At 72.5% G+C, this 23,243-nt stretch carries 14 protein-coding genes; 9 read left to right on the top strand and 5 right to left on the bottom strand.

Features of this window, described 5'->3' with window-relative positions; all coding sequences use genetic code 11:
- Position 1 precedes the first annotated feature (1 nt).
- Positions 2-1,039, bottom strand: a complete 1,038-nt coding sequence (gene ku / locus ACZ53N_RS19175) for a non-homologous end joining protein Ku (protein WP_469142014.1) — start codon at positions 1,037-1,039, stop codon at positions 2-4.
- 32 nt (positions 1,040-1,071) lie between these two features.
- Here ku and ligD (ACZ53N_RS19170) point away from each other — a divergent pair, with 32 nt between their 5' ends.
- Positions 1,072-1,974 (top strand): non-homologous end-joining DNA ligase, encoded by a 903-nt coding sequence (gene ligD, locus ACZ53N_RS19170; RefSeq protein ID WP_469142013.1) that lies wholly within the window; start codon positions 1,072-1,074, stop codon positions 1,972-1,974.
- Positions 1,975-2,196: 222 nt separating this feature from the next.
- Here the strand turns inward: ligD (ACZ53N_RS19170) and ligD (ACZ53N_RS19165) are convergent, their stop codons facing one another.
- Positions 2,197-3,144: a non-homologous end-joining DNA ligase gene (gene ligD / locus ACZ53N_RS19165; RefSeq protein WP_469142012.1), complete on the bottom strand. Its 948-nt coding sequence runs from the start codon at positions 3,142-3,144 to the stop codon at positions 2,197-2,199.
- 52 nt (positions 3,145-3,196) lie between these two features.
- Positions 3,197-4,204: a PHP domain-containing protein gene (locus tag ACZ53N_RS19160; protein WP_469142055.1), complete on the bottom strand. Its 1,008-nt coding sequence runs from the start codon at positions 4,202-4,204 to the stop codon at positions 3,197-3,199.
- 178 nt (positions 4,205-4,382) lie between these two features.
- Here ACZ53N_RS19160 and ACZ53N_RS19155 point away from each other — a divergent pair, with 178 nt between their 5' ends.
- On the top strand, positions 4,383-5,822 hold the full coding sequence (locus ACZ53N_RS19155; protein WP_469142011.1) for an NAD(P)/FAD-dependent oxidoreductase: 1,440 nt from the start codon (positions 4,383-4,385) through the stop codon (positions 5,820-5,822).
- Between the two features lie 3 nt (positions 5,823-5,825).
- Here ACZ53N_RS19155 and ACZ53N_RS19150 read toward each other — a convergent pair whose 3' ends face one another.
- Positions 5,826-7,256 (bottom strand): lipase maturation factor family protein, encoded by a 1,431-nt coding sequence (locus ACZ53N_RS19150; protein WP_469142010.1) that lies wholly within the window; start codon positions 7,254-7,256, stop codon positions 5,826-5,828.
- Between the two features lie 68 nt (positions 7,257-7,324).
- Between ACZ53N_RS19150 and ACZ53N_RS19145 the strand changes: the two genes are divergently transcribed.
- The 4 genes from ACZ53N_RS19145 to meaB all read left to right on the top strand — a co-directional run bounded on the left by ACZ53N_RS19145 (position 7,325) and on the right by meaB (position 14,756).
- On the top strand, positions 7,325-9,412 hold the full coding sequence (locus ACZ53N_RS19145; protein WP_469142009.1) for a SpoIIE family protein phosphatase: 2,088 nt from the start codon (positions 7,325-7,327) through the stop codon (positions 9,410-9,412).
- A gap of 118 nt (positions 9,413-9,530) precedes the next feature.
- Positions 9,531-11,462, top strand: coding sequence for a methylmalonyl-CoA mutase family protein (locus tag ACZ53N_RS19140; protein WP_469142008.1), 1,932 nt, complete (start codon positions 9,531-9,533; stop codon positions 11,460-11,462).
- A complete protein-coding gene (gene scpA / locus ACZ53N_RS19135; protein ID WP_469142007.1) occupies positions 11,462-13,669 on the top strand; it encodes a methylmalonyl-CoA mutase in 2,208 nt (735 codons plus the stop codon). The genes ACZ53N_RS19140 and scpA overlap by 1 nt, the downstream gene beginning before the upstream one ends.
- 13 nt (positions 13,670-13,682) lie before the next feature.
- Positions 13,683-14,756 carry a methylmalonyl Co-A mutase-associated GTPase MeaB gene (gene meaB, locus ACZ53N_RS19130; RefSeq protein WP_469142006.1) on the top strand — a complete coding sequence of 358 codons (1,074 nt, stop codon included), beginning with the start codon at positions 13,683-13,685 and terminating at the stop codon, positions 14,754-14,756.
- Positions 14,757-14,980: 224 nt separating this feature from the next.
- Here the strand turns inward: meaB and ACZ53N_RS19125 are convergent, their stop codons facing one another.
- Positions 14,981-16,306, bottom strand: coding sequence for an aldehyde dehydrogenase family protein (locus tag ACZ53N_RS19125; protein ID WP_469142005.1), 1,326 nt, complete (start codon positions 16,304-16,306; stop codon positions 14,981-14,983).
- A 287-nt stretch (positions 16,307-16,593) separates the two neighbouring features.
- On the opposite strand from ACZ53N_RS19125, the gene ACZ53N_RS19120 reads away from it, so the two are divergent.
- From ACZ53N_RS19120 to ACZ53N_RS19110, 3 genes are all read left to right on the top strand, one after another.
- Positions 16,594-17,541 carry an ATP-grasp domain-containing protein gene (locus ACZ53N_RS19120; protein WP_469142004.1) on the top strand — a complete coding sequence of 316 codons (948 nt, stop codon included), beginning with the start codon at positions 16,594-16,596 and terminating at the stop codon, positions 17,539-17,541.
- Complete coding sequence (locus ACZ53N_RS19115; protein ID WP_469142003.1) at positions 17,538-18,401, top strand: ATP-grasp domain-containing protein; 864 nt, start codon at positions 17,538-17,540, stop codon at positions 18,399-18,401. Before ACZ53N_RS19120 ends, ACZ53N_RS19115 begins: the two co-directional genes overlap by 4 nt.
- A gap of 239 nt (positions 18,402-18,640) precedes the next feature.
- Positions 18,641-23,242 carry an acyltransferase domain-containing protein gene (locus ACZ53N_RS19110; RefSeq protein WP_469142002.1) on the top strand — a complete coding sequence of 1,534 codons (4,602 nt, stop codon included), beginning with the start codon at positions 18,641-18,643 and terminating at the stop codon, positions 23,240-23,242.
- Position 23,243 lies beyond the last annotated feature (1 nt).

Raw genomic sequence — 23,243 nt, 5'->3', positions numbered from 1 at the left:
TTCAGGAGGCGCGGCTCGATTTCCGCGCGGCGGCCTTTTTCGTGGTCTTGGCGGCGGTCTTTCCGGCCGCCGCCGACTTCTTGGCGGTCGTGCGTTTGGCCGACCGGGCCTGGGACGAGCCGGCCCGGTCGGTTTTCTTCTCGGCACTCTGTGCCTTCGCCTTCGTCGGCTTGCGTTCCGCCGTCGACTTCTTGGCCGCTGTCTTCTTCGTGGCCCCCCGGGAGCGCCGCCCGGCGGGTTCTTCCTTCTGCTCGTCCGTGTCACCACGCTCGGCGGCCCGGTCGATGGAGGCCTGGAGCGCGGCCATGAGGTCGATGACGTTGTCGGGCGCCGGGGCGGTCTCCATCCTGGGCGCGGGCCTGTCCTCCAGATGGGCGGAGATCAGCTCGGCGAGGGCGACCTCGTACTCGTCCTCCAGGGCGTCGAGGTCGAAGTCCTCGGAGAGGGTGTCCATCAGGCTCGTGGCCATCTTCAACTCCTGCGGCCGCACGGTGACCGAGGAGGGCGGGGCGAGATCGCCGCTGTCGCGGACCTCGTCGGGCCAGTACATGGTGTGCAGGGTCAGCAGCTCGTCGTGGACGCGCAGGAGGGCCAGCGACTCCCGGGTCCGCAGTGCGATCTTGGTGACGGCGACCCGCTCGGTCTGCTTCAAGGTCTCCCGGAGCAGGACGTACGGCTTGTTGGCCGCGGCGCTCTCGGGGGCCAGGTAGTACGCACCGGAGAGCTGGAGCGGGTCGATGCGGTCGGCGTCGACGAAGGCCAGCACGTCGATGAGCCGCTTGCTGGGCAGCGGCAGTCCCGCCATCTCGTCCTTGGTGACGACGGCGACGTGCCCCTCGTCGTCCGCGTAGCCCTTGGCGATGTGTTCGTAGTCGACCTCCTCGGAGCAGACGTCGCAGACGCGCTTGAGGTGGATCCGCCCCCCGTCGGCGTCGTGGACCTGGTGCAGTTTGACGCCGTGCTCCTGTGTGGCGGCGTACAGCCGTACGGGCACGGACACCAGCCCGAAGCCGATCGCGCCTTTCCACATGGTCCGCATACTTTGATCCCTCCACGGGGAATTCCTACCTTATGCCCGCATCTTCGGACCGGCAGGTGGTGGAAGTCGACGGCCACCGGCTGTCCCTGTCCCATCTGGACCGGGTGCTGTTCCCCGCCACGGGCCACACCAAGGCGCAGTTGCTGCGGTATTACGCCGGGATCGCCCCGGTGATGCTGCCGCACGTCACCGGGCGGCCCGCGTCCTTCGTCCGCGCCCCCGAGGGCCCGGCCGGGGAGAGCTGGGTCGCCAAGAATCCGCCGCCCGGGGCACCCGGATGGGTGCCGGTGGTGCCGGTGGAGCACCGCGAGGGGGTCACCGAACAGGTCGTGATCGACTCCACCGCCGCGCTGGTGGCCATGGCGAACCTCGGTGCGTACGAGGTGCACGTCCCGCAGTGGAAGTCCGCCGCCGGGCGGGACGGCCACGACCGGCTGGTCCTCGATCTGGACCCCGGTCCGGGCGCCGACCTGGTGCTCTGCTGCCGCGTCGCCCAGCGGCTGCGCCAGCTCCTCGACGCCGACGGGCTCACCGCCCACGCCGTGGTCTCCGGTTCCAAGGGCCTGCACCTCTATGCGCCCATCCGGCCCGCCTCCGGCCGTGCCACCGCGGACTACGCCAAGGACCTGGCCGGCCGCATGATGGGCGAGCACCCCGGGCTGGTGGTCGTCTCCATGACCCGCTCGGAGCGCCCCGGCAAGGTGTTCATCGACTGGTCGCAGAACGCGAGCGCGAAGACCACCGCGGCCCCCTACACCGTGCGCCTGCGCGAGAGTCCCGGAGTCGCCGCCCCGGTCGGCTGGGACGAGGTCGCCGCCGTCCGTGAACCGGACGACCTCGCCTTCACCCCCGAACAGGTCCTCGACCGCGTTGCCGCGCACGGCGACCTCCTCGCGCCGCTCGCCGCCGACGCGGGACGCGGCGCGCTTCCATGACGGCCTGACCCTCGCCTACCCGGCGGTTCTTCGGCTGCGAGCCGGTTGTGCCGCCTGCGGCGGCGGGCGCCCTGCGGGCGCGTCCTCAATCGCCGGACGGGCTGGTTTCGGCTGAGCTCAGCCAATAGCAGCCCGCTGGGGGTACCTCCCAGCGGTAGCTGGGGGAGATTGAGGACACCGTCGCGCAGCGGTGGTGCGGCCCCATGATCCGCCGGACAGGCGCTAGTCGAGCCGCGTCAGGTCCGGGCGCAGCCGGTGCCAGGTGGGATGTCGCATCCGGCCGGCGGGCGTCCAGCCGGAGAAGGCGACCTCGGCGACCAGCCGGGGCTCGACCCAGTGCGCGCCCGGGACGTCGACCGGGTTCACGAACGGCGAAGCGGCGCGCCGCACCACCTCCAGATAGCGGGCGAGATCCCGGCGCTCGTATTCGGAGAGCCCCGACCCGACGGAGCCGATGTAGCGCAGCCCGGTCGGCTCCCACAGGCCCGCTAGGACCGCCCCGGGCAGCCCGGTGAGCCCGCCGCGGCCCTCCGCCCAGCCGCCGATGACCACATCGAGGGTCGACAGATGCTTGGTCTTGCGCCACTCGGGTGACCGGCCCCCCGGGGTGTAGACGGACGACAGGCGTTTCGCCATCACCCCCTCCAGCCCGTTGCGCGAGGTGGCGTCCCACGCCTCGCGTCCATGTCCCTCCAGATACCCCGGCACCGACCAGCCCGGTCCGCCGAGCCCCATCCCGGACAGCACCGCCCGCCGCTCCCGGTAGGTGGAGCCCAGCAGCGACCAGCCGTCCAGATACATCAGGTCGAACAGCATCAGATGAACCGGGTACTCCATGGCCAGGTGTGCCGCGCGGCGCGGATTGACCACGCCCATCCGACGCTGGAGCAGAGCGAAGTCGGGACGGCCCGAGGCGTCCAGGACCACGACCTCGCCGTCGAGGACCGCGGGCCGGCCGCGCAGTTGCTCCCCGAGCGCGGCGAGCTCGGGATAGGTCGCGGTCGCGTCGTTGTCCGCCCGGGTGGTGAGCCTCAGCGTGCCGTCGCCCGGTGCGCCGACGACGAGGCGCACCCCGTCCCACTTGGCCTCGAACGCCCAGCCCGCGTCCTCCCCCTCGGCCGGCAGCGGGCCGGGGATGGCCAGCATCGGCTGGATCACGGGCAGCGTCATTCTTCGATGATCAGGGGGGCCGCGGACGCTCGCAGGTCGGCCGCCGGCGCCGTCAGCGGGAGCGGGTCCACTTCAGCAGTTCCGGCGCGCTCCAGGTGTTGATGACCCGGTCGGCCGGCACCCCGCACTCCTCGGCGCGGGCGCAGCCGTGGATCTGCCAGTCCAGTTGGCCGGGCGCGTGGGCGTCGCTGTCGATGGAGAACAGCACCCCCGCGTCGAGGGCCTGCCGGAGCAGCCGGCGCGGCGGGTCGAGCCGCTCGGGGCGGCTGTTGATCTCCACGGCGGTACCGAAGCGGGCGCACGCGGCGAAGACCATCGCCGCGTCGAACTCCGACTCCGGGCGGCTGCCCAGCAGCCGCCCCGTGCAGTGCCCGAGGATGTCCGCGAGGGGATTGGCCACGGCCGATACCAGCCGACGGGTCATGCTCTCCGCGTCCATCCGCAGCTTCGAATGCACCGAGACGACCACCACGTCCAGTTGCTCCAGCAGCTCGGGTTCCTGGTCGAGCGAGCCGTCGGCGAGGATGTCGCACTCGATGCCGGTGAGCAGCCGGAAGTCCTTCCCCAGCCGGTCGTCGACCTCGGCGACCACGTCGAGCTGCGCCCGCAGCCGCTTGGGGGTGAGGCCCCGGGCGACCGTCAGCCGGGGGGAGTGGTCGGTGAGCACCGCGTACTCGTGCCCGATCGCCTTGGCCGTGGCGGCCATGACGTCGATCGGGCTGCCGCCGTCCGACCAGTCGGAATGCAGATGGCAGTCGCCGCGCAGGGCGGCCCGCAGCTCCTGCCCGCCCTCGGTCAGCGGGCCACCGGCCTCTTCCTCCAGCCGCTCCAGATATCCCGGCATCCGGCCCGCCGAGGCCTCGGCCACGACCGCCGCGGTCTTCGGTCCAATGCCCTTCTCCCGGGTGAGGGTCCCGTCCGCCGCCCGTCGGCGCACCTCTTCGGCGGGCAGCGCCGAGATCACCTCGGCGGCCGTACGGAACGCCTTCACCCGGTACGTCGGCGCCCCCGTCCGCTCCAACAGGAACGCGATCCGGTCCAGCGCGTCCACCGGTTCCACCACGCCACCGCCTCGCCTCGTCCCACGACCCGGACCCCACCCTCTACCGTGCGGCACCCCCCGGCCGGGCGCACGCCGTCCCGCCGGGCGGGGGTTCAAGGCTCACGCCGGATGGGCAGTGACCTCTCGTCACCGCCCGTCGCGCGCGCCCGCGCCCAGTCCGTCAGGAGAGCCGGTCATGAGCGATCCGAACGGCGTCAGCACCGCCCGACACCCCGGGACCGGCCGGTCCCGCCGGGCGGTGGTGCTCGGTGGCGGGATGGCCGGGATGCTGGCCGCGTCCGTCCTCGCGGACCGGGCCGACGAGGTCGTCGTCGTCGACCGGGACCGGCTGCCGGTCGGGGCCCGGTCGCGCAAGGGGCTGCCGCAGGCCCGCCACGCCCACCTGCTGATGGCCGGTGGCGCCCGGGCCGTCGAGACCCTGCTGCCCGGTACGACCGACCGGTGGGTGGCCGCCGGAGCCCGGCGGATCGCGGTGCCGACGCAGCTGGTGGTGCTGGGGCCGCACGGCTGGTTCCCCCGTCGGCCCGAGACGCACTTCATGATGGCGTGCACCCGCGACCTGCTGGACTCGGTCGTCCGGGAGCAGGTGCTGGCCCGCCCGGGGATCACCCTTCGGGAGGGCACCGAGGCGGTGGCCCTGGCCGGCGACGCCCGGCGGGTCACCGGGGTGCGGGTCCGTGACACCGGTGCGGACGCGGCGGCCGGGACGATCGAGGCCGACCTGGTCGTCGACGCCTGCGGCCGCGGCTCCCAGGCGGCACGCCGGCTCGCGGAGCTGGGGCTGCCCGGCGTCCGCGAGGAGACCGTCGACGCCGGGCTGGTCTACGCCACCCGGATCTTCCGGGCCCCTGCGGGCAGCGAGAACTTCCCCGTCGTCACCGTCCAGGCCGACACGAGCGTCCCCGTGCCCGGCCGGGGCGCGACGCTGGTCCCGATCGAGGGCGGCCGCTGGCTGGTCACCGCCTCCGGTACGCGCGGCGGCGAACCCTTGCGGGAAGCCGAGGCCTTCGAGCCGTTCCTGCGCAGCCTGCGCCACCCACTCGTCGCCGATCTGATCGCGGGCGCCGAGCCGCTCACCGAGGTGTACCTCACCCGCAGCACCGTCAACCGCCGCCGGTACTTCGAGCGGCTGCCCGCCTGGCCCGAGGGGTTCGTGGTGCTGGGCGACGCGCTCGCGCAGTTCAACCCCGTCTACGGGCAGGGCATGTCCGTGGCGGCCCAGAGCGCCGTGGCGTTGCGCGACCTCCTGGGCGAGCGGGAGCTGACCGCCCCCGGGCTGGCCCGGAGCGTGCAGCGGTCGGTCGCCCGGGTGGCGGGCGGCGCCTGGGACCTGGCGACGGGCGAGGACATCAACTACCCCGGAGCCATCGGGGCACGCCCCCCGGTCGCGGCCCGGCTGCTGCGGGGCTACTTCATGCGGCTGATGCGCACCTCGACCGTGAACCCGACGGTGCTGCGGCACCTGATGGCCGTCATGACGCTGTCCGCGCCGATGACCGATCTGGTGAGGCCGCAGGTGGTGCTCGGAGTGCTGCGCGGCCCCGGCCGCGCCGCCCAGGCCGGGCCGACGATCACCCCCGCCGAGCTGGCGCTGTGCGGACCGGGCCCGCGCTGAGGCTCAGGGGGACCGCAGGGCCACCGGTGGCAGGAACTCGCGCTCCAGCGTGCGGTGCCACCAGGCGCCGGTGGCCCGCCGCTCCTGACGGGTGGTGAAGCGGTAGAGGTAGACCCGGGCCCGGACATGGGTGGGCGGGGCGTCGGGGAAGGGGTTGTACCGCAGCAGGCGCAGGGTCGCCGGGTCGCCCTCCAGCAGCCGTTCGACGAACGGGCCGAACCAGGACTGCGCGTAGGTGGGTGAGATGCCGGCGAACCACATCAGCCAGTCGAGCCGCAGATGGTAGGGGGCGAATTGGCGCGGCGTCCGGCGGACGTCGCCGGGCTTCCCCTTGAAGCCGTACTCCTTCCACTTTGTCCCGGGCCCGAGCTGCGCCGCGTCGGTGCCCTCCACCACCACCTCATGCCGACGGCGGTTGATGCTGCCGAACGCCCCGTAGGTGTTGACCAGGTGAAACGCGTTGAAGGACATATTCATCCGCTGGTGCCGCGAGAGCATATTGCGCGCGGGCCACCAGCTCATGACGACCACGAGCACCGTGGCGGCGAGGACGAGGACCTCGTACCAGAGCGGGGGAGCGGGCAGAGCGCCGTGCGCCGGCAGCGACAGCAGCTCCGCTGCCGCCGCCCCGTCGACGGCGGCGAAGGCGAGGATGATCGTCAGCCAGTTGAGCCAGGCGAAATTGCCGGAGACGACGAGCCAGAGCTGAGTGCAGATGATCAGCCCCGCCGCGCAGCTCGCGACGGGTTGCGGGGTGAAGAGGAGGACGGGCACCACCAGCTGGGCGACGTGGTTGGCGGCCACCTCGACCCGGTGCAGGGGCCGCGGCAGTCGGTGGAAGAACCAGCTCAGCGGGCCGGGCATCGGCTGGGTCTCGTGGTGGTAGTACAGGCAGGTCAGATCCCGCCAGCAGCTGTCCCCGCGCATCTTGATCAGGCCCGCCCCGAACTCGACGCGGAAGAGCAGCCAGCGCATCAGCCACAGGATCAGCGCGGGCGGGTCGGTGCGCGCGTTGCCGAGGAAGACGGCGAGGAAGCCCGCCTCCAGCAGCAGGGACTCCCAACCGAACGCGTACCAGGTCTGACCCACGTTGACGATCGACAGATACATCACCCACAGGGCCGCCCACAGCACCATCGACGCCCACAGCGGCACCGCGTCCGCCGCCCCCGCCACCACCGCGCCCGACAACAGGGCACCCGCCCACGCCCAGCCGGCGAAGAAGCGGTCCGAGTAGTGCAACTGGAAGACCCCGGGGGCCCGCAGGAAGGGCACCCCGCGCAGGAACCGCGGCACCGGCAGCATGCCCCGCTCCCCGATGAGCGGGCGGAACTGCAGGGCCGCGCCCAGGAAGGCCACCAGGTAGACCGCGGCGAGCGTCCGCTGAAGCACCAGCCGGCTCAGCCAGTACCCGGACTCCGTGAACCACTCCATGGCGTATCCGTACCACCCGACTGCGCAGTCGCATCGAAGAAACGGATAAAAGATGACAGAGTGGCTCCATGGTTGATCGGGGAGCGACGCCTGCCGCCGGAGCGCAGCCGGACGACTGGCCCGCTCGCCCGGAGCTGAGCCTCGCCCTCAACCGCATCGGCACCTTCGACTGGGACCTCGACAGCGGACGGTTGCATCTGGACCCCGCCGCCCTGGAGATCCTCCATGTGCCGCCGGAGCACTTCGCGGGCCACATCACCGACATCGGCGGCCGGGTGCCGCGGTCCGACGTCGTCATGCTCGACTCCCTGGTGGCCACGGCGATGAAGGACGGCAGCGAGACCTACGGCGCGTACTACCACGTGCGGGACGACGGCGGCGCGCTGCACTGGACCTACACCCAAGGCCGGATCCTCCGCGACGAGCAGGGGCGCCCCTGCCGCATCGTCGGTGTCGTCCGCGACGCCGCCGAGGAGCTCAGCCACGCCGCCGAGCCGCGCGACGGAGCCGAGGAGCACCGCCACCAGACCACCGTCGTGGAGACGACCACCGCCGCCCTCGCCCACGCGAGAACGGTCGAGGACGTCATCGACTTCTTCAAGGACTCCCGGGCCGTGGAACACCTCGGCGCCGACCTCCTGGTCCTCGGGCTCGTCGAATCCGGCCGGATCCATCTCGTCGCCGAGGGCCCGGAGGAGCACTACATCCCCGGCACGCGCTACACCCGGATCGACGACAACTTCCCCATGAGCGAGGTCATCCGCACCCTGACCCCGCGCTTCATCGAATCCCGCGACGAATTCGCCACCTCCTACCCCTGGCTGTGGGAGCGCATCGAGGACATCGGCATCTCCTCCGCCGCCTACCTGCCGCTGATCGCCCAGGCCCGCCCCATCGGTGCCCTCGGCCTGCTCTACCGCGAGGGCCGCGGCTTCACCCAGCAGGAGCGCAACCTCTTCATCGCCCTCGGCAGCAGCCTCGCGCAGAGCCTGGCCCGGGCGATGCTCTTCGACCAGGAGCACGACCTCGCCGAAGGCCTGCAGCAGGCCATGCTGCCGCGCCGCATCCCCGACGTCCCCGGCGCGCAGATCGCCGTGCGCTACCGCTCCGCCCGGATGGGCCGGGACATCGGCGGCGACTGGTACGACGTGATCCCGCTGCCCGGCGGCCGGGTCGGGGCGGTCATCGGGGACGTCCAGGGCCACGACACCCACGCCGCCGCCGTCATGGGCCAGCTGCGGATCGTGCTACGGGCCTACGCCACCGAGGGGCACGCCCCCGCGACGGTGATGGCACGCGCCTCGTCGTTCCTGCACGAGCTGGACACCGACCGCTTCGCCACCTGCTCCTATGTCGAGGCCGACCCCTCCACCGGCATGCTGCAACTCGTCCGCGCCGGCCATATAGACCCCCTGCTGCGGCACCCCGACGGCACCTGCCGGCGGCTGCCGCTCGCGGGCGGGCTGCCGCTCGGGCTCTCCGCCGAGTTCGGCCGGCTCGACTACCCCGTGACGACCGTGGAGCTGGACCCGGGGGAGACCCTGCTGCTGTTCACCGACGGCCTGGTCGAACAGCCCGGTGCCGACCTCGACGACGGCATGCAGATCCTCTCCGGCATCGTCCGCGACGGCCCCTACGACCTCCAGGCCCTGGCCGACAAGCTGTGCGACGTGGTCGAGGACCATGTCGGAGAGGACGACATGGCCATCCTGCTGCTGCGCCGGGAGGGCGTCCCGGCCCGTGGTGGCGGCCGGCTCCAGCAGCACATCGCGCCCGCCGACCCCGAGGCGCTGTCCGCGGCCCGTCATATGATCCGGGCGGCGGTACGGGCCTGGGGCGCGCGGGAGCGTTCGGACGAGATCGAGCTGGTCGCCGACGAGTTGGTGACCAACGCCCTGCTGCACACCGACGGGGCGGCGGTGGTGACGATCCGTATGCTCGGCGGCCCCGAACGCCGGCTGCGACTCGAGGTCGAGGACAAGTCGAGCACGTTGCCGCGCCGCCGGGAGCCCGGCGAGTCGGGTGTCTCGGGCCGGGGCCTGCTGCTGGTGGACCGGCTGGCCGACGTCTGGGGCGTGGAATCGCGTGGCACCGGCAAATCCGTATGGTGTGAATTCGTCGTGCCCGAGCGGCACGAACGCCAGGAAACGGACTGACGCCCGGCGTTCGACGACAACGCCGAAGCAACCGACAGGTGCCCTCGCACCTGGAAGAGGCCAAGGTCACAGCGGTTGCCCCTGCTGCGGAACGCGTCCGCGCCCTAGCCTTCCCCCCATGACGGTCCAGCCTGATGACGGCTTCTCCCTGGCCGCCGAGTTCCCGGACGCGACCCGTGAGCAGTGGCAGCGCCTTGTCGAGGGCGTACTACGCAAAGCGGGCACGGTGGCCGAGGGCCCGGCGGCCGAGGAAGCGTTGTCCACCGCGCTCCTGGACGGGCTCACGACCCGCCCGCTCTACACCGCCGAGGACGCCGCGGCGGCCGGCCCCGACGGGGATCAGCCCATCGGCCCCGCCGGGCCCGGCTACCCCGGCTTCCCGCCGTTCGTCCGCGGCGGACGCGTGGCGGGCACCGCCGTCTCGGGGTGGGACGTCCGCCAGCGCCACGCCCACCCGGACCCCCGGCGCGCCAACGACGCCGTACTCGCCGACCTCGAGAACGGCGTCACCTCCCTCTGGCTGACCGTCGGCCCGGCGGGCCTGCCCACGGACGGCCTCGCGACCGCCCTGGAGGGCGTCTACCTGGACCTCGCGCCCGTCGTACTCGACGCGGGCACCGAGACCGGGCCCGCCGCCCGTGAACTGCTGCGCCTCTACGCCGAGCGCGGGGTCGCCCCGCACGCGGCGACGGGCAACCTCGGGGCCGACCCGCTGGGCACCCTGGCCCGCACGCGCACCGACGGCGACCCCGCCGAACACCTGGCGACCGCCGCCGAACTCGCCGCGCTGTGTGCCCGCGAGTACCCCGGTATCCGGGCCCTGACCGTCGACGCGCTGCCCTATCACGAGGCCGGTGGATCGGCCGCCCAGGAACTCGGCTGCTCCCTCGCCACCGGCGTCGCCTACCTCCGCGCGCTCACCGCGGCGGGGCTGGGCACCGAAGCGGCCTGCGCGCAACTGGAGTTCCGCTACGCGGCCACCGCCGACCAGTTCCTGACCATCGCCAAGCTGCGCGCCGCGCGCCGGCTTTGGGCCAGGGTCGCCGAAGTCTGCGGCGCGACCCCGGGCGCGGCGGCACAGCGCCAACACGCCGTCACCTCCTCGGTCATGATGACCCGTCGTGACCCGTGGGTGAACATGCTGCGCACCACCGTCGCCGCGCTGGGCGCCGGAGTCGGCGGCGCCGACTCCGTGACCGTGCTGCCCTTCGACGACGCCCTCGGCCTGCCGGACGCCTTCGCCCGCCGGATCGCCCGCAACACCTCCTCCATCCTGTTGGAGGAGTCCCACCTGGCCCGGGTCATCGACCCGGCCGGCGGCTCCTGGTACGTGGAGCGGCTGACCGACGAGCTGGCCCACGCGGCCTGGGCCTGGTTCCAGGAGATCGAGCGCGCCGGCGGCCACGCCGCGGCGCTCGGCTCCGGGCTCGTGGGGGAGCGGATCGCGGACACCTGGCGACAGCGGTCCGCGCGGCTCGCCACCCGCAAGGAACCCATCACGGGCGTCAGCGAGTTCCCGAACCTGGCCGAGGAGCCGGTACGCCGCGAGGCACCGGCCACCGCGCCGGCCCCGGGCGGCCTGCCGAGGGTCCGCCGCGACGAGGCCTTCGAGGCACTGCGGGCCCGCTCCGACGCGCACCTGGCGCGGACCGGGGCCCGGCCGCGGGTGTTTCTGGCCAATCTGGGCCCCGCCGCGGCCCACACCGGCCGCGCGACCTTCGCCGCGAACCTGTTCCAGGCAGGCGGCATCGAGGCCGTGCCCGGCGGCGGCCCCCTCGGCGTCGACGCGGAGTCCGCCGCCGCGGCCTTCGTCGCCAGCGGAGCCACCATCGCCTGTCTGTGCTCCAGCGACGCCCTCTACGCCGAACAGGCCGAGGCCGTGGCCACCGCGCTCAAGAAGGCCGGCGCCGACCGGGTGTTCCTCGCCGGGAAGCCGCGCGGCGAACAGCGGGAAGCCTTTGAGCGAGCCGGAGTCGACGACTTCGTCTTCGCCGGCGGTGACGCCGTCGCCGTCCTCTCCTCCGTCCTCGACCGCATGGGAGTGGTGTGATGTCGATCCCCGATTTCTCCGGCATCGACCTGGGGCCCGCGGCCGACGGCCCGGCCGACCCCGGCCAGTGGCGGGCGGCCCTGAAGGAGAGCACCGGCAAGAGCGCCGAGGACCTCGTCTGGGAGACCCCCGAGGGCATCGGCGTCAAGCCGCTCTACACCGCCGAGGACCTCGACGGGCTGGACTTCCTCGCCACCTACCCGGGCGTCGCGCCCTATCTGCGCGGCCCGTACCCGACGATGTACGTCAACCAGCCCTGGACCATCCGGCAGTACGCCGGATTCTCCACCGCCGAGGAGTCCAACGCCTTCTACCGCCGTAACCTGGCGGCAGGTCAGAAGGGCCTCTCCGTCGCCTTCGACCTGCCGACCCACCGCGGCTACGACAGCGACCACCCGCGCGTCACCGGCGACGTGGGCATGGCCGGCGTCGCCATCGACTCCATCTACGACATGCGTCAGCTCTTCGACGGCATCCCGCTGGACAGGATGAGCGTGTCGATGACGATGAACGGGGCCGTACTGCCCGTCCTCGCCCTCTACATCGTCGCCGCCGAGGAACAGGGCGTACCGCCCGAGAAGCTGGCCGGGACCATCCAGAACGACATCCTCAAGGAGTTCATGGTCCGCAACACCTACATCTATCCGCCCCGGCCCTCGATGCGGATCATCTCGGACATCTTCGCGTACACCTCGCAGAAGATGCCGCGCTACAACTCCATCTCCATCTCCGGCTACCACATCCAGGAAGCCGGGGCCACGGCCGACCTGGAGCTCGCCTACACCCTCGCCGACGGCGTGGAGTACCTGCGCGCCGGGCTCGGCGCCGGACTGGACGTGGACGCCTTCGCGCCCCGGCTGTCGTTCTTCTGGGCGATCGGCATGAACTTCTTCATGGAGATCGCCAAGCTGCGGGCGGCCCGGCTGCTGTGGGCCAGACTCGTCAAGCAGTTCGAGCCGCAGAACGCCAAGTCGCTGTCGCTGCGCACCCATTCGCAGACCTCCGGCTGGTCACTCACCGCGCAGGACGTCTTCAACAACGTGGCGCGCACCTGCGTCGAGGCCATGGCGGCGACCCAGGGACACACCCAGTCGCTGCACACCAACGCCCTCGACGAGGCCCTCGCCCTGCCCACCGACTTCTCCGCCCGCATCGCCCGCAACACCCAGCTGCTGCTGCAGCAGGAGTCCGGGACATGCCGGGTCATCGACCCCTGGGGCGGCAGCGCCTACGTCGAGCGGCTCACCCACGATCTCGCCCGCCGTGCCTGGCAGCACATCCAGGAGGTCGAGGCGGCCGGCGGCATGGCCCAGGCCATCGACGCGGGCATCCCCAAGCTGCGCGTCGAGGAGGCCGCGGCCCGCACCCAGGCCCGTATCGACTCCGGGCGCCAGCCGGTCATCGGCGTCAACAAGTACCGCGTCGACAGCGACGAGCAGATCGACGTCCTCAAGGTCGACAACTCCTCCGTGCGCGCCCAGCAGATCGACAAGCTGCGGCGCCTGCGCGCCGAGCGCGACGAGCAGGCCTGCCAGGACGCGCTGCGCGCGCTCACCGCCGCGGCCGGCGCCGGCCACCAGGAGGGCGGCGGTCTGGAGGGCAACCTCCTCGCGCTCGCCGTGAACGCGGCCCGCGCCAAGGCGACCGTCGGTGAGATCTCCGACGCCCTGGAGAAGGTGTACGGACGGCACGCCGGGCAGATCCGTACGATCTCCGGTGTGTACCGCGACGAAGCCGGACCCTCCTCGGGAGTGGAGCGCACCCGCGCCCTGGTGGAGGCATTCGAGCGGGAGGACGGCCGCCGCCCCCGCATCCTGGTCGCCAAGATGGGCCAGGACGGCCACGACCGCGGCCAGAAGGTGATCGCCACGGCCTTCGCCGACCTCGGCTTCGACGTCGACGTCGGCCCGCTCTTCCAGACGCCGGAGGAGGTCGCCCGGCAGGCGGTGGAGGCCGATGTGCACATCGTCGGCGTCTCCTCGCTCGCCGCCGGTCACCTCACGCTCGTCCCCGCGCTGCGCGAGTGCCTCGCGGAGGAGGGCCGGGAGGACATCATGATCGTCGTGGGCGGGGTCATCCCGCCGCAGGACATCGACACGCTGCGGGAGATGGGCGCCGCAGCGGTCTTCCCGCCCGGAACGGTCATCCCGGACGCGGCCCACGACCTGCTGAAGACCCTCGCCGGGGTCCTCGGCCACGAGCTGTGAGCCCGGAACGCTGATGGCACCCTTTTCCTCCGGGAGCGATCCCCGCGAAGCCGACGCCCGAGAGCCGGTGACCCGTCAGGCCGTCCCGCGTCGGGCGATCGATGTCGACGCCTACGTCAAGGGTGTGCTGGACGGCAAGCGGGCGACCATCGCCCGCGCCATCACCCTGGTCGAATCGGTACGGGCCGATCACCGGGAAGCCGCCCAGCGGATGCTCACCGCATTGCTGCCGCACGCCGGTACGGCACGCCGGATCGGTATCACCGGCGTGCCCGGCGTGGGCAAGTCCACCTTCATCGACGCCCTCGGGACCCTGCTCACCGGCCTCGGCCACCGGGTCGCGGTGCTGGCCGTCGACCCGTCCTCCACCCGCACGGGCGGCAGCATCCTCGGCGACAAGACCCGCATGGAGCGGCTCGCCGTCGACCCCGCCGCGTTCGTCCGGCCCTCACCCACGGCCGGCACCCTCGGCGGGGTGGCCAAGGCCACCCGCGAGACCATGGTCGTGATGGAGGCGGCGGGCTACGACGTCGTGCTGGTCGAGACCGTCGGCGTCGGCCAGTCGGAGACCGCCGTCGCCAATATGGTCGACACCTTCCTGCTGCTCACCCTCGCCCGTACGGGCGACCAGCTCCAGGGCATCAAGAAGGGCGTCCTGGAGCTGGCCGACATCGTCGCCGTCAACAAGGCCGACGGCCCGCACGAACGCGACGCCAAGTCCGCCGCCCGCGAACTGGCCGGCGCGCTGCGCCTGCTCCAAGCGCCCGACGCGGCCTGGAACCCGCCCGTGCTGACGTGCAGCGCTCGGGAGGGCACCGGCCTCGACACCCTCTGGGAGCGGCTGGAACAGCACCGGCGGGTCCTCGACGCCACGGGCGAGCTGGCCGCCCGGCGCCGGGAGCAGCAGGTCGACTGGACCTGGACCATGGTCCGTGAGCAACTCCTCGCCGAGCTCCGTGACCACCCCGAGGTGCGCCGCATGGGCCCCGACCTGGAACAGCGGGTGCGCGAGGGCACCCTGCCGGCGAGCCTTGCCGCCGAGCGGCTGCTGGAGGCGTTCCGCGTTTCGCGTTCCGCGCGAGGGTGAGGACAGGGCCTAGCCGCGTGGATCCAGGGCGGGTCTTCGGCCGCGGGCCGTCCGTGCCGCCTGCGGCGGCGAGCGCCCCTGCGGGCGCGTCCTCAAGCGCCGGACGGGCTTGATGTGGCTGGGCTCAGCCCAAACCAGCCCGTCCGGCGCTTGAGGACACAAGCACAGCAGCCCGTCCGGCGTTTGAGGACACCGCCGCGCAGCGGTGGTGCACCCCCGCGAGGTCACGCCGCAAGCGGCTTGTCCAGTACCGCCTTGCGGTGGCTGAACGTCTCGATCGAGTAGCGGCCGTGGTAACGGCCCATGCCGCTCTCGCCTACCCCGCCGAACGGCAGCTCCGGCACGGTCAGATGCGCCAGCGGCAGCCCGAACCCCAGGCCGCCCGAGGAGGTCTCCTCCGCCAGTCGCCGACGGGTGGTGTCGGAGTCGGTGAACGCGTACAGCGCCAGGGGCTTGTCCCGCTCGTTGACGAAGTCGATCGCCTCGTCGAGCCCCGGCACCTCGACGATCGGCAGGATGGGCCCGAAGATCTCCTCCCGCATGACGGGGGAGTCGGGGTGGACGTCGGCCAGGACGGTCGGCGCGATGTACTTCGCCGCCCGGTCGTGGCCGCCCCCGACGACGACCCGCCCGGAGTCCAGGAGCGCCGTCAGCCGCTCGAAGTGCCGGGAGTTGACGATCCGGCCGTATTCGCCGGACGTCGCGGGGTCGCTTCCGTACAGGGCGTCGACCGCCTCGGCCAGGGCGGGCTCCAGGGCACGGGCGGTCTCCGGGTCGGTCAGCACGTAGTCGGGCGCCACACAGGTCTGGCCCGCGTTGAGGAACTTGCCCGCCGCGAGCCGGGCGGCAACCGTCCGCACGTCCGTGCCCCGGTCGACGAAGACCGGTGACTTGCCGCCGAGTTCCAGCGTGACCGGGGTGAGATGACGGGCCGCGGCCGTCATGACGATCCGGCCCACCACGCCGTTGCCGGTGTAGAAGATGTGGTCGAAACGCTGCTCCAGCAGCGCCGTGGTCTCCGGAACGCCGCCTTCCACCACGGCCACCGCCCGTGCGTCGAGGTACTCGGGCAGATACCGGGCGAGGGCCGCCGACGTGGCGGGGGCCAGCTCGCTGGGCTTGGCCACCACACAGTCGCCCGCGGCGAGCGCCCCGACGACGGGGGCCAGCAGCAACTGCGCCGGATAGTTCCACGGCGCGATGACGAGGACGACGCCCAGCGGGTCGAGGACCGTCCACGCCGAGGCGTCCGCACCCAGGCGGGCCGGCACGGCGGCGGGCTCGGGGCGCAACCACTCCTCCAGGTGCTCCAGCGTGTGGTCGATCTCGCGCACCGTGAAGTCGATCTCGGTGCGGTACGCCTCGGCCCGGCTCTTGCCCAGGTCCGCGTGGAGCGCCTCGGCGAGGTCCTCACCCCGCTCGGTGAGCATGGCGCGCAGCGCGCGCAGCTGCCCGGTGCGCCAGGCCAAGGGCTTGCTGCCGCCGGTGCGGAAGAACGCGCGCAGCCGGGCGACGGCGTCGGCGGGCTGCTCGGACTCGTGGGGGCGCATGGTGCCTCGGTTTCCTTGCCGGTCGGAAGGTTTACATGGTCAAGCAATAATATATGTAAGCACCAATGATTGAGGTAGTCAAGCTTATCGGGTAAGGGGAGTGGGTGTCGTGCGGTCGAGGGGACGGGGGGACGGGGCGGGCCGGCGGGGCGCCGGTGGACGCCCCGGCCGGGCTCGGCGCAATACCGACAGCCCGGGAACTCCCATGCGAACGCACATGACATCCTGAGCCGGTCACAGTTCTGCCGGACGGGATCGGCGGACGTCCGGGATTCGAGGATGTACCAATGAGACTCTGCTTCCTGGTGGAGGAGCAGTACCGGCGCGACGGGATGCCGGTGGACGTGATCCGCCAACTGACCACTTGGGGTCACCGGGTGGACGTGGTGCGACCGGGCGGCTCGCTGCTGAGGCTCTCCGAGACCGTACGCGCGGGCGACCACGACGCCTGGGTGCTCAAAACGGTGTCCGGCGGACCGGGGCTGACGCTGCTGGAAGCCGCCGCCACCATCGGTCTGACCACGGTGAACGACGCCCGTGCGATCCGCGGGGTGCGCGACAAGGCGCTGGCCGCGGTCATCGCCGAACGCCATGGACTGCCCGTCCCGGTGACCTACGCGGCCACCCGGCCGGAGGAGTTCGCCGAGATACCCGCGGCCGAGTACCCACTGGTGGTCAAGCCCGCCGACGGCAGCTCGGGGCGGGCAGTCCGGCTGGTGCCGACCCCGGGGGAACTGGTGCCCCCCGGCCGGGAGGACACCGGTGAGGGCATGCTGATAGCCCAGCCGTACGTGCCCAACACGGGCGTGGACCTCAAGGTCTACTGCGTCGACGGCGAGTTCTTCGCGACCGAGCGCTGCTCCCCGCTGCACCCCGACCGGCCGCGTCGTGAGCGCCAGGTGCCGCTGACCGCCGAGGTGGCGGCGATCGCCGCCGAGGTCGGGGCGGCCTACGGCCTCGATCTCTACGGGGTGGACGTCGTCCTCGGTCCGGACGGTCCGGTGGTCGTGGACGTCAATGACTTTCCGAGCTTCCGTCAGGTGCCCGACGCCGTGGCCCGGGTGGCGTGGGCCATCCTGCGGCTGGCCCACGCCGGTTCGCAGGCGCCCGGAACGGCATCCGGGCCGTATGCCTCTTCCTATGCTTCCTCCCCTTATGGGTCGTCCGCCCTGGACCTCCCGGCCCTTCCGACCGAGCCGGCACCGGCCTCCGCCCGGGTCGGTGGCACCGCGTGAGGGTCTGTCTGCTGACGCCCGCTCCGGATCACCCGCTGCTGGCGGCGGCCACCGAGCTGCTGACGCCCCGCCACCGGGTCGAGACCCTGGACCCCGGCGCGGACCCCCGCACGGTGGATTCCTCCGCGCTCGCGGACGTCTATCTGATGAAGACACGGACGCCTCGGGCGCTGGCCCTCGCCCGTCGTCTGGAGGTGCACGGGGCCCCGGTCCTGAACTCCGCCGCGGCGACCGAGCTGTGCCAGGACCGGACGGCCATGGCGGATCTGGCCCTGCGCGCGGGGCTGCCCTTCGTCGCCACGACCACCGTGCCCCGTCTCGGGCACCTGGTGGAGGGGGACGCACCCCTGACCGGTCCCGTGGTGATCAAGAGCCGCCACAGCCGGCGCCATGACCTGGTGGCCCGCGTCGACGACGCCGCGCGACTGCGGTCACTGGCCGCCGAGTGGCGCGACGAGCCGGTGGTGGTCCAGCGGTTCACCCCGAACGACGGGTGGGACCACAAGCTCTGGGTGATCGGGGACGAGGCGTTCGCGGAGTTCCGCCGGTCGGAACTGGCCGCGCCCGCGGCCGCGCGGACCCGCCCGCTGCCGGTGCGCGACCTGCCCGCGGACTGGCTGGACGTGGTGCGGCGCGTCGGCGAGGTCTTCGCGCTCGACGTGTACGGCGTCGACCTCCTCGAGGTGGCGGGAGCGCCGCTGATCGTCGACATCAACGCCTTCCCCGGCGTCCGGGGACAGCGCGGCGCCCCCGAGGCGCTGGCGGACCTGGCGCTGCGCACGGCGGCCGGCCGGCACCGCCCGCGCACGCTCGCCCCCGCCGTCGCTGTCGCTGTCGCGGGAAGCCGCGTCGGCCAGTAGCAGGCGTGGCCGCCGTGGCTGGGGGATCGAGGTTGCCGAGGTGGCCAAACGGAATCGCCCCACGCTGATTGGTATCTGCCAATTCCGAATGTGAAGTCGTCCCAGACGAAAGTACTCCGTATTCACGGCTCCCTTTCCGATGGGGCGGCTTTGCTGCTGCTTTACTTTATTTACAAGGCCTTCATGTTAGGTTGCCTGCGTCGGCGGAGTTGATGTGCGCCGAAGTGTACGCATGGGGGATGCGAAATGATCATGATTCCGGTTCGGTGCCCGTGAGTGGCGCCGCGGAGAGCGACTGTCGCGATATACGCTCGGTCGCAGGATTATGTGCCTGGTTACGCGAGGAATTATCCGTCCTGCTCGAATGCCCCGCCGAGAGCATTCGTGATCATGAGACGTTCTCGCGCTACGGCGTCGACTCGCTGCGGGCCACCGCGCTGGCCTCGAAACTCTCCGATGCCCTCGGCAGAAGCGTGCCGGTGGCACTGCTGTGGGCCTACCCGTCGCTCGCCGCACTCTCGTCCCACCTCCTCGACCGGTCCGGCGGGGGAGCGGGCGCCCGCCACCGGGACCCCGAGGGCCCGGGCGGGCCGGCCGTCGTGGGGCACGAACCCGTCGCGGTCGTCGGAATGGCCTGCCGCTTCCCGATGGCCGACAATACGGCGGAATTCTGGAATCTGCTGCTTTCCGGTACGGACGCCGTGGGCGCCGTCCCGCCCGGTCGCTGGGACCCCGTCGATTTCGTGGACCCCGACCCGTCCGCCCCGGCGAAAATGATGACCGACCGGGCGGGATATCTTCGCGGCCGTCTCGATGAATTCGACCCGCTGTTCTTCGGGATATCCCCGCGCGAGGCCGCGGAAATGGACCCGCAGCAGCGCCTCTTTCTGGAAGTCGCCTGGGAAGCCCTGGAAAACGCGGGCATGGCGAATGACGCGCTGGCGGGCAGCCGTACCGGGGTGTTCGCCGGAGTGATCTGGCACGACTACGCCGATCTCGCCGCACCGGCCCTGCACGGCGTCGTGCCGCACTCCGCCACCGGACGTGCGCTCAATATGGTGGCGAATCGTCTCTCCTATGTTCTGGGCCTGCGCGGCCCGAGCGTCGCCGTCGACACCGCCTGTTCCGCCTCGCTCTACGCGCTGCACCTCGCCTGCCAGAGCCTGTGGCTCGGCGAGTCGACCGCGGCCCTGGCGGGCGGGGTGAACCTCCTGATCAGCCCGGGTACGAGCGTGGCGCTCAGCAAGTTCGGCGGGCTGTCCCCGGACGGCCGTTGCAAGTCCTTCGACGCCCGCGCCGACGGTTACGGCCGGGGTGAGGGGTGCGGGGTCGTGGTCCTCAAGAGGCTCTCCCGCGCACTGGCCGACGGCGATGACATCTGGTGCCTCGTCCCGGGCAGCGCCGCGAACAACGACGGCCTCAGCAATGGACTCACGGCTCCCAATCCCCTCGCCCAGGAGGAAGTCCTCCGGGACGCCTATCGACGGGCCGGGGTGCGCCCCGGCGACGTGCATTTCCTCGAAACCCACGGCACGGGCACCGCGCTCGGCGACCCGATCGAGGCCACCGCGCTGAGCGCCGTACTGTCCGAAGGCCGGCCCGCCGACGCACCGCTGATTCTCGGTGCCGTGAAGACGAATATCGGCCATCTCGAAGGCGCCGCGGGCATCGCGGGATTCATCAAGACCGCACTCGCCCTACGGCACCGCCGCATTCCACGGAACCTGCATTTCGAGCGGCCCAACCCGCACATCGACTTCGAGGGCCTCGGGCTGCGCGTGCCGCGCGACGCCGAGCCCTGGCCCGAGGGCCGCGCCCCGCTCGCGGGCGTCAGCTCCTTCGGCTGGGGAGGCACCAACGTCCATGTGGTCATGGAGGGTTGGCGGGAGCCCGCACCGCTGCCCATGACCGGCCCCGGTCGGCCACGCGGCACAAAGGAGACGGCCGCCCCACCGCCCCGAACGGTCTTCGTCTGCTCCCCGCACGGTCAGCAGTGGGCCGGCATGGGCCGACGGCTCTTCCGCACCGAACCCGTCTTCCGCCGGGCCGTGGAGCGCTGCGACGCGGCGCTCCTGCCTTACACGGGCTGGTCGGTCGTCGACGCCCTCTTCCCCGCCGGAGAGGCGGGCCGCCCCGACCGTACGGAAGGCAGTACGGAAGACGCGGACCGTACGGATTCCCTGGGCCCCAACGACGCGACGGACCGCCTCGACCGCGTCGACGTCGCCCAGCCCGTGCTGTTCGCCGTCCAGATCGGCATCGCCGCCTGGCTCGAAGCGGCGGGAGTCCGCCCCCACGCCGTGGTCGGCACCTGCTTCTCCGAGATCACCGCGGCCGTGATCGCCGGGATCCTCGACCTCCCCGACGGTGCGCGGCTCGTCCACCACTACAGCCGCGCCCAGAGCCGTGTCGCGGGCCGGGGCGGCGCGATGGCCGTCGTCGAACTGCCCGCCGAGGAGCTCGTGGAGTGCACCACGGACGCCCGGGGCCTGAGCGTCGCCGGACTGTACGGACCGCGCTCGACCGCACTGGCCGGGCACGTCGACGCCCTGCGGACCGCGCTCGACGCGTGGAAATCCCAGGGCGTGCTGTGCGGCATGGTGCGCATCGACGCGGCCGTGCACAGCCCGGCCATGGACCCCGTCCTCGCGGAACTGGAGAGCGGGGCGGCGGGCATCACCCCGCGCCCCGGCAGGATCCCGCTGGTCTCCGCCGTCACCGGCGCGCCCGTCGAGTGGCGGGAGATCACCCCCGGCTACTTCGCCCGCGGCCTGCGGCAGCCGGTGCGGCTGACCGACGCCGTGGCGCATCTCGCCACCACCGGCCACGGCCCGTTCGTCGAGATCAGCGCCCACCCCGTGCTGCTCCACGCCCTGCGGCAGCACGTCACGGCCATCGGCACGATGCGCCGCGGAAGGGACGACCGCGAGGGCCTCGGCGACGCGCTGGAGGAACTGGCCCGGGCGGGCGTACCCGTGACGGACCCGGGGGCCGGGGGCCGGAGCTGTGAGCTGTTCACGCTCTCCGCCGCGACACCGGAGGCACTGCGCGAACTGGCCCGCCGCACGGCTGCCCGCCCTGTCCAGGCCGCCCCGGCCGCCCCGGCCGCCCTGCGCGACCTCGCGCACACCGCCGCCCGCAGGACCCACCACGCCTGGCGGCTCTCGGTCGTCGCCCGCGACACCGACGAGCTCGACGCCGCGCTGAGCACCTTCGCACGCGGCGAGGAGCCGGCCGGACTGCACGCCTCGGCCGCACCCGTCGTCGACCCGCCCAAGGTGGCCTTCGTCTTCCCGGGCCAGGGCTCGCAATGGATCGGCATGGGCCGTGAACTCGCCGGTTGCGAACCGGAGTTCCACGCCGCCCTGCGGGCGTGCGACGACGCCGTAGGGGCATACGCGGGATGGTCCGTACTGGACGAACTCGTCGCCGACGAACGGGACTCGCGGCTGGCGCGCATCGACGTCGTGCAGCCGATGCTCTTCTCGGTCGAGGTCGCGCTCGCCGCGCTCTGGCGCTCCTGGGGCGTCCTGCCCGACGCCGTCATCGGCCACAGCATGGGCGAGATCGCCGCCGCACACGTCGCCGGCGCGCTCGGCCTGGAGGACGCCGTACGGATCATCTGCGGCCGCAGCGCCCTGCTGCGCCGGGTCAGCGGGCAGGGCGCGATGCTCGCCGCCGAACTCACCATGGAGGAGGCACTCGGCGCCGTCGAGGGGCACGAGGAGTCCGTCGCCGTCGCCGTGAGCAACAGCCCGCGCTCGACGGTCCTGTCCGGTGACGAGCGGGTCCTCACGGACATCTCGCGCGATCTCGACCGGGCCGATGTCTTCTGGCGGTGGGTGAAGGTCGACGTGGCCTCGCACAGCCCCCAGATGGACCCGCTGCGCGAGGACCTCCTCGCGAGCCTCCGCGGCATTTCACCGCGCTCCGGCACGGTGCCGCTCTACTCGACCGTCACCGGCGAGGTGGCCTCGGGCGAAAGCCTCGACCCGCACTACTGGGTGCGCAATCTGCGCGACCCGGTGCTCTTCTCGGACCAGATCGGGCGACTGCTGCGGGACGACGTGGGCGCCTTCGTGGAGATGAGCCCGCACCCCGTCCTCGTGCCGACCGTCGGCCAGTCCATCGCCCACGCGGGCGACGGCCGGGCGCAGGCCCTGCCCTCGCTCCGCCGCCACGAAGGAGAACGGGCGGTGCTGCTGGAGTCCCTGGGAAGACTCCACGTCCTGGGTTGCCGCGCCGACGTGGGCCGGGCCAACAGCCCCGGGCGGCACGGCGCGCCGCTGCCCGGCTACCCCTGGCAGCGCGACCGGCACTGGCCGGACCACCTCACCTTCGGCGCGCCTGCCGCGCCGCCCCCGCCTCCCGGGCCCCTGGGGCCCGCCGGCGGCCCCGGGCCGGGTGACGACCCCACGGCCGTTGCCCGTGCGACGGCCGGCGAACCGGCTCCGCCCGAGGAGACCGCGGAGGATCGGGTCCGTCGGCACGTGGCCCGGGTGGCGAAGATCGGCGCCGCCCGTATCGACGCGGCCGTGCCCCTGCGCTCGTACGGCATCGACTCCGTCATGTCCCTCGAACTGCGCAACCGGCTCGAAGGCGAGTTCGGGGTGAGCCTGTCCGCCACGGTCATCTGGAACCACCCGACCGTCGCCGGACTTGCGGACCACCTCGCCGCGCTGACCGCACCACTCGCACCGGGCGGACCCGCCGCGGTCGCTACCGGGGAACCGGGGAGCGAGGGCCCAGAGCCCCACGACGCGGGCCACGAGGGCCTGAGCCCCGAGGAGCTCCTCGACCGTGAACTCGCCGAACTCAACGCACGCTTGGAGACCCTCTGAG

Source organism: Streptomyces sp. NPDC033229 (genome assembly GCF_055576875.1).
The sequence above is the reverse complement of the archived record's forward strand: the minus strand, read 5'-3'. Positions and strand labels throughout refer to the sequence as shown.

Bases quoted from the DNA above. Each gene is read 5' to 3' on its own strand.
- ku (WP_469142014.1), bottom strand. From the start codon at position 1,039: ATGCGGACCATGTGGAAAGGCGCGATCGGCTTCGGGCTGGTGTCCGTG.
- ligD (WP_469142013.1), top strand. From the start codon at position 1,072: ATGCCCGCATCTTCGGACCGGCAGGTGGTGGAAGTCGACGGCCACCGG.
- ligD (WP_469142012.1), bottom strand. From the start codon at position 3,144: ATGACGCTGCCCGTGATCCAGCCGATGCTGGCCATCCCCGGCCCGCTG.
- ACZ53N_RS19155 (WP_469142011.1), top strand. From the start codon at position 4,383: ATGAGCGATCCGAACGGCGTCAGCACCGCCCGACACCCCGGGACCGGC.
- ACZ53N_RS19150 (WP_469142010.1), bottom strand. From the start codon at position 7,256: ATGGAGTGGTTCACGGAGTCCGGGTACTGGCTGAGCCGGCTGGTGCTT.
- ACZ53N_RS19145 (WP_469142009.1), top strand. From the start codon at position 7,325: ATGGTTGATCGGGGAGCGACGCCTGCCGCCGGAGCGCAGCCGGACGAC.
- ACZ53N_RS19140 (WP_469142008.1), top strand. From the start codon at position 9,531: ATGACGGTCCAGCCTGATGACGGCTTCTCCCTGGCCGCCGAGTTCCCG.
- scpA (WP_469142007.1), top strand. From the start codon at position 11,462: ATGTCGATCCCCGATTTCTCCGGCATCGACCTGGGGCCCGCGGCCGAC.
- meaB (WP_469142006.1), top strand. From the start codon at position 13,683: ATGGCACCCTTTTCCTCCGGGAGCGATCCCCGCGAAGCCGACGCCCGA.
- ACZ53N_RS19125 (WP_469142005.1), bottom strand. From the start codon at position 16,306: ATGCGCCCCCACGAGTCCGAGCAGCCCGCCGACGCCGTCGCCCGGCTG.
- ACZ53N_RS19120 (WP_469142004.1), top strand. From the start codon at position 16,594: ATGAGACTCTGCTTCCTGGTGGAGGAGCAGTACCGGCGCGACGGGATG.
- ACZ53N_RS19110 (WP_469142002.1), top strand. From the start codon at position 18,641: ATGCGAAATGATCATGATTCCGGTTCGGTGCCCGTGAGTGGCGCCGCG.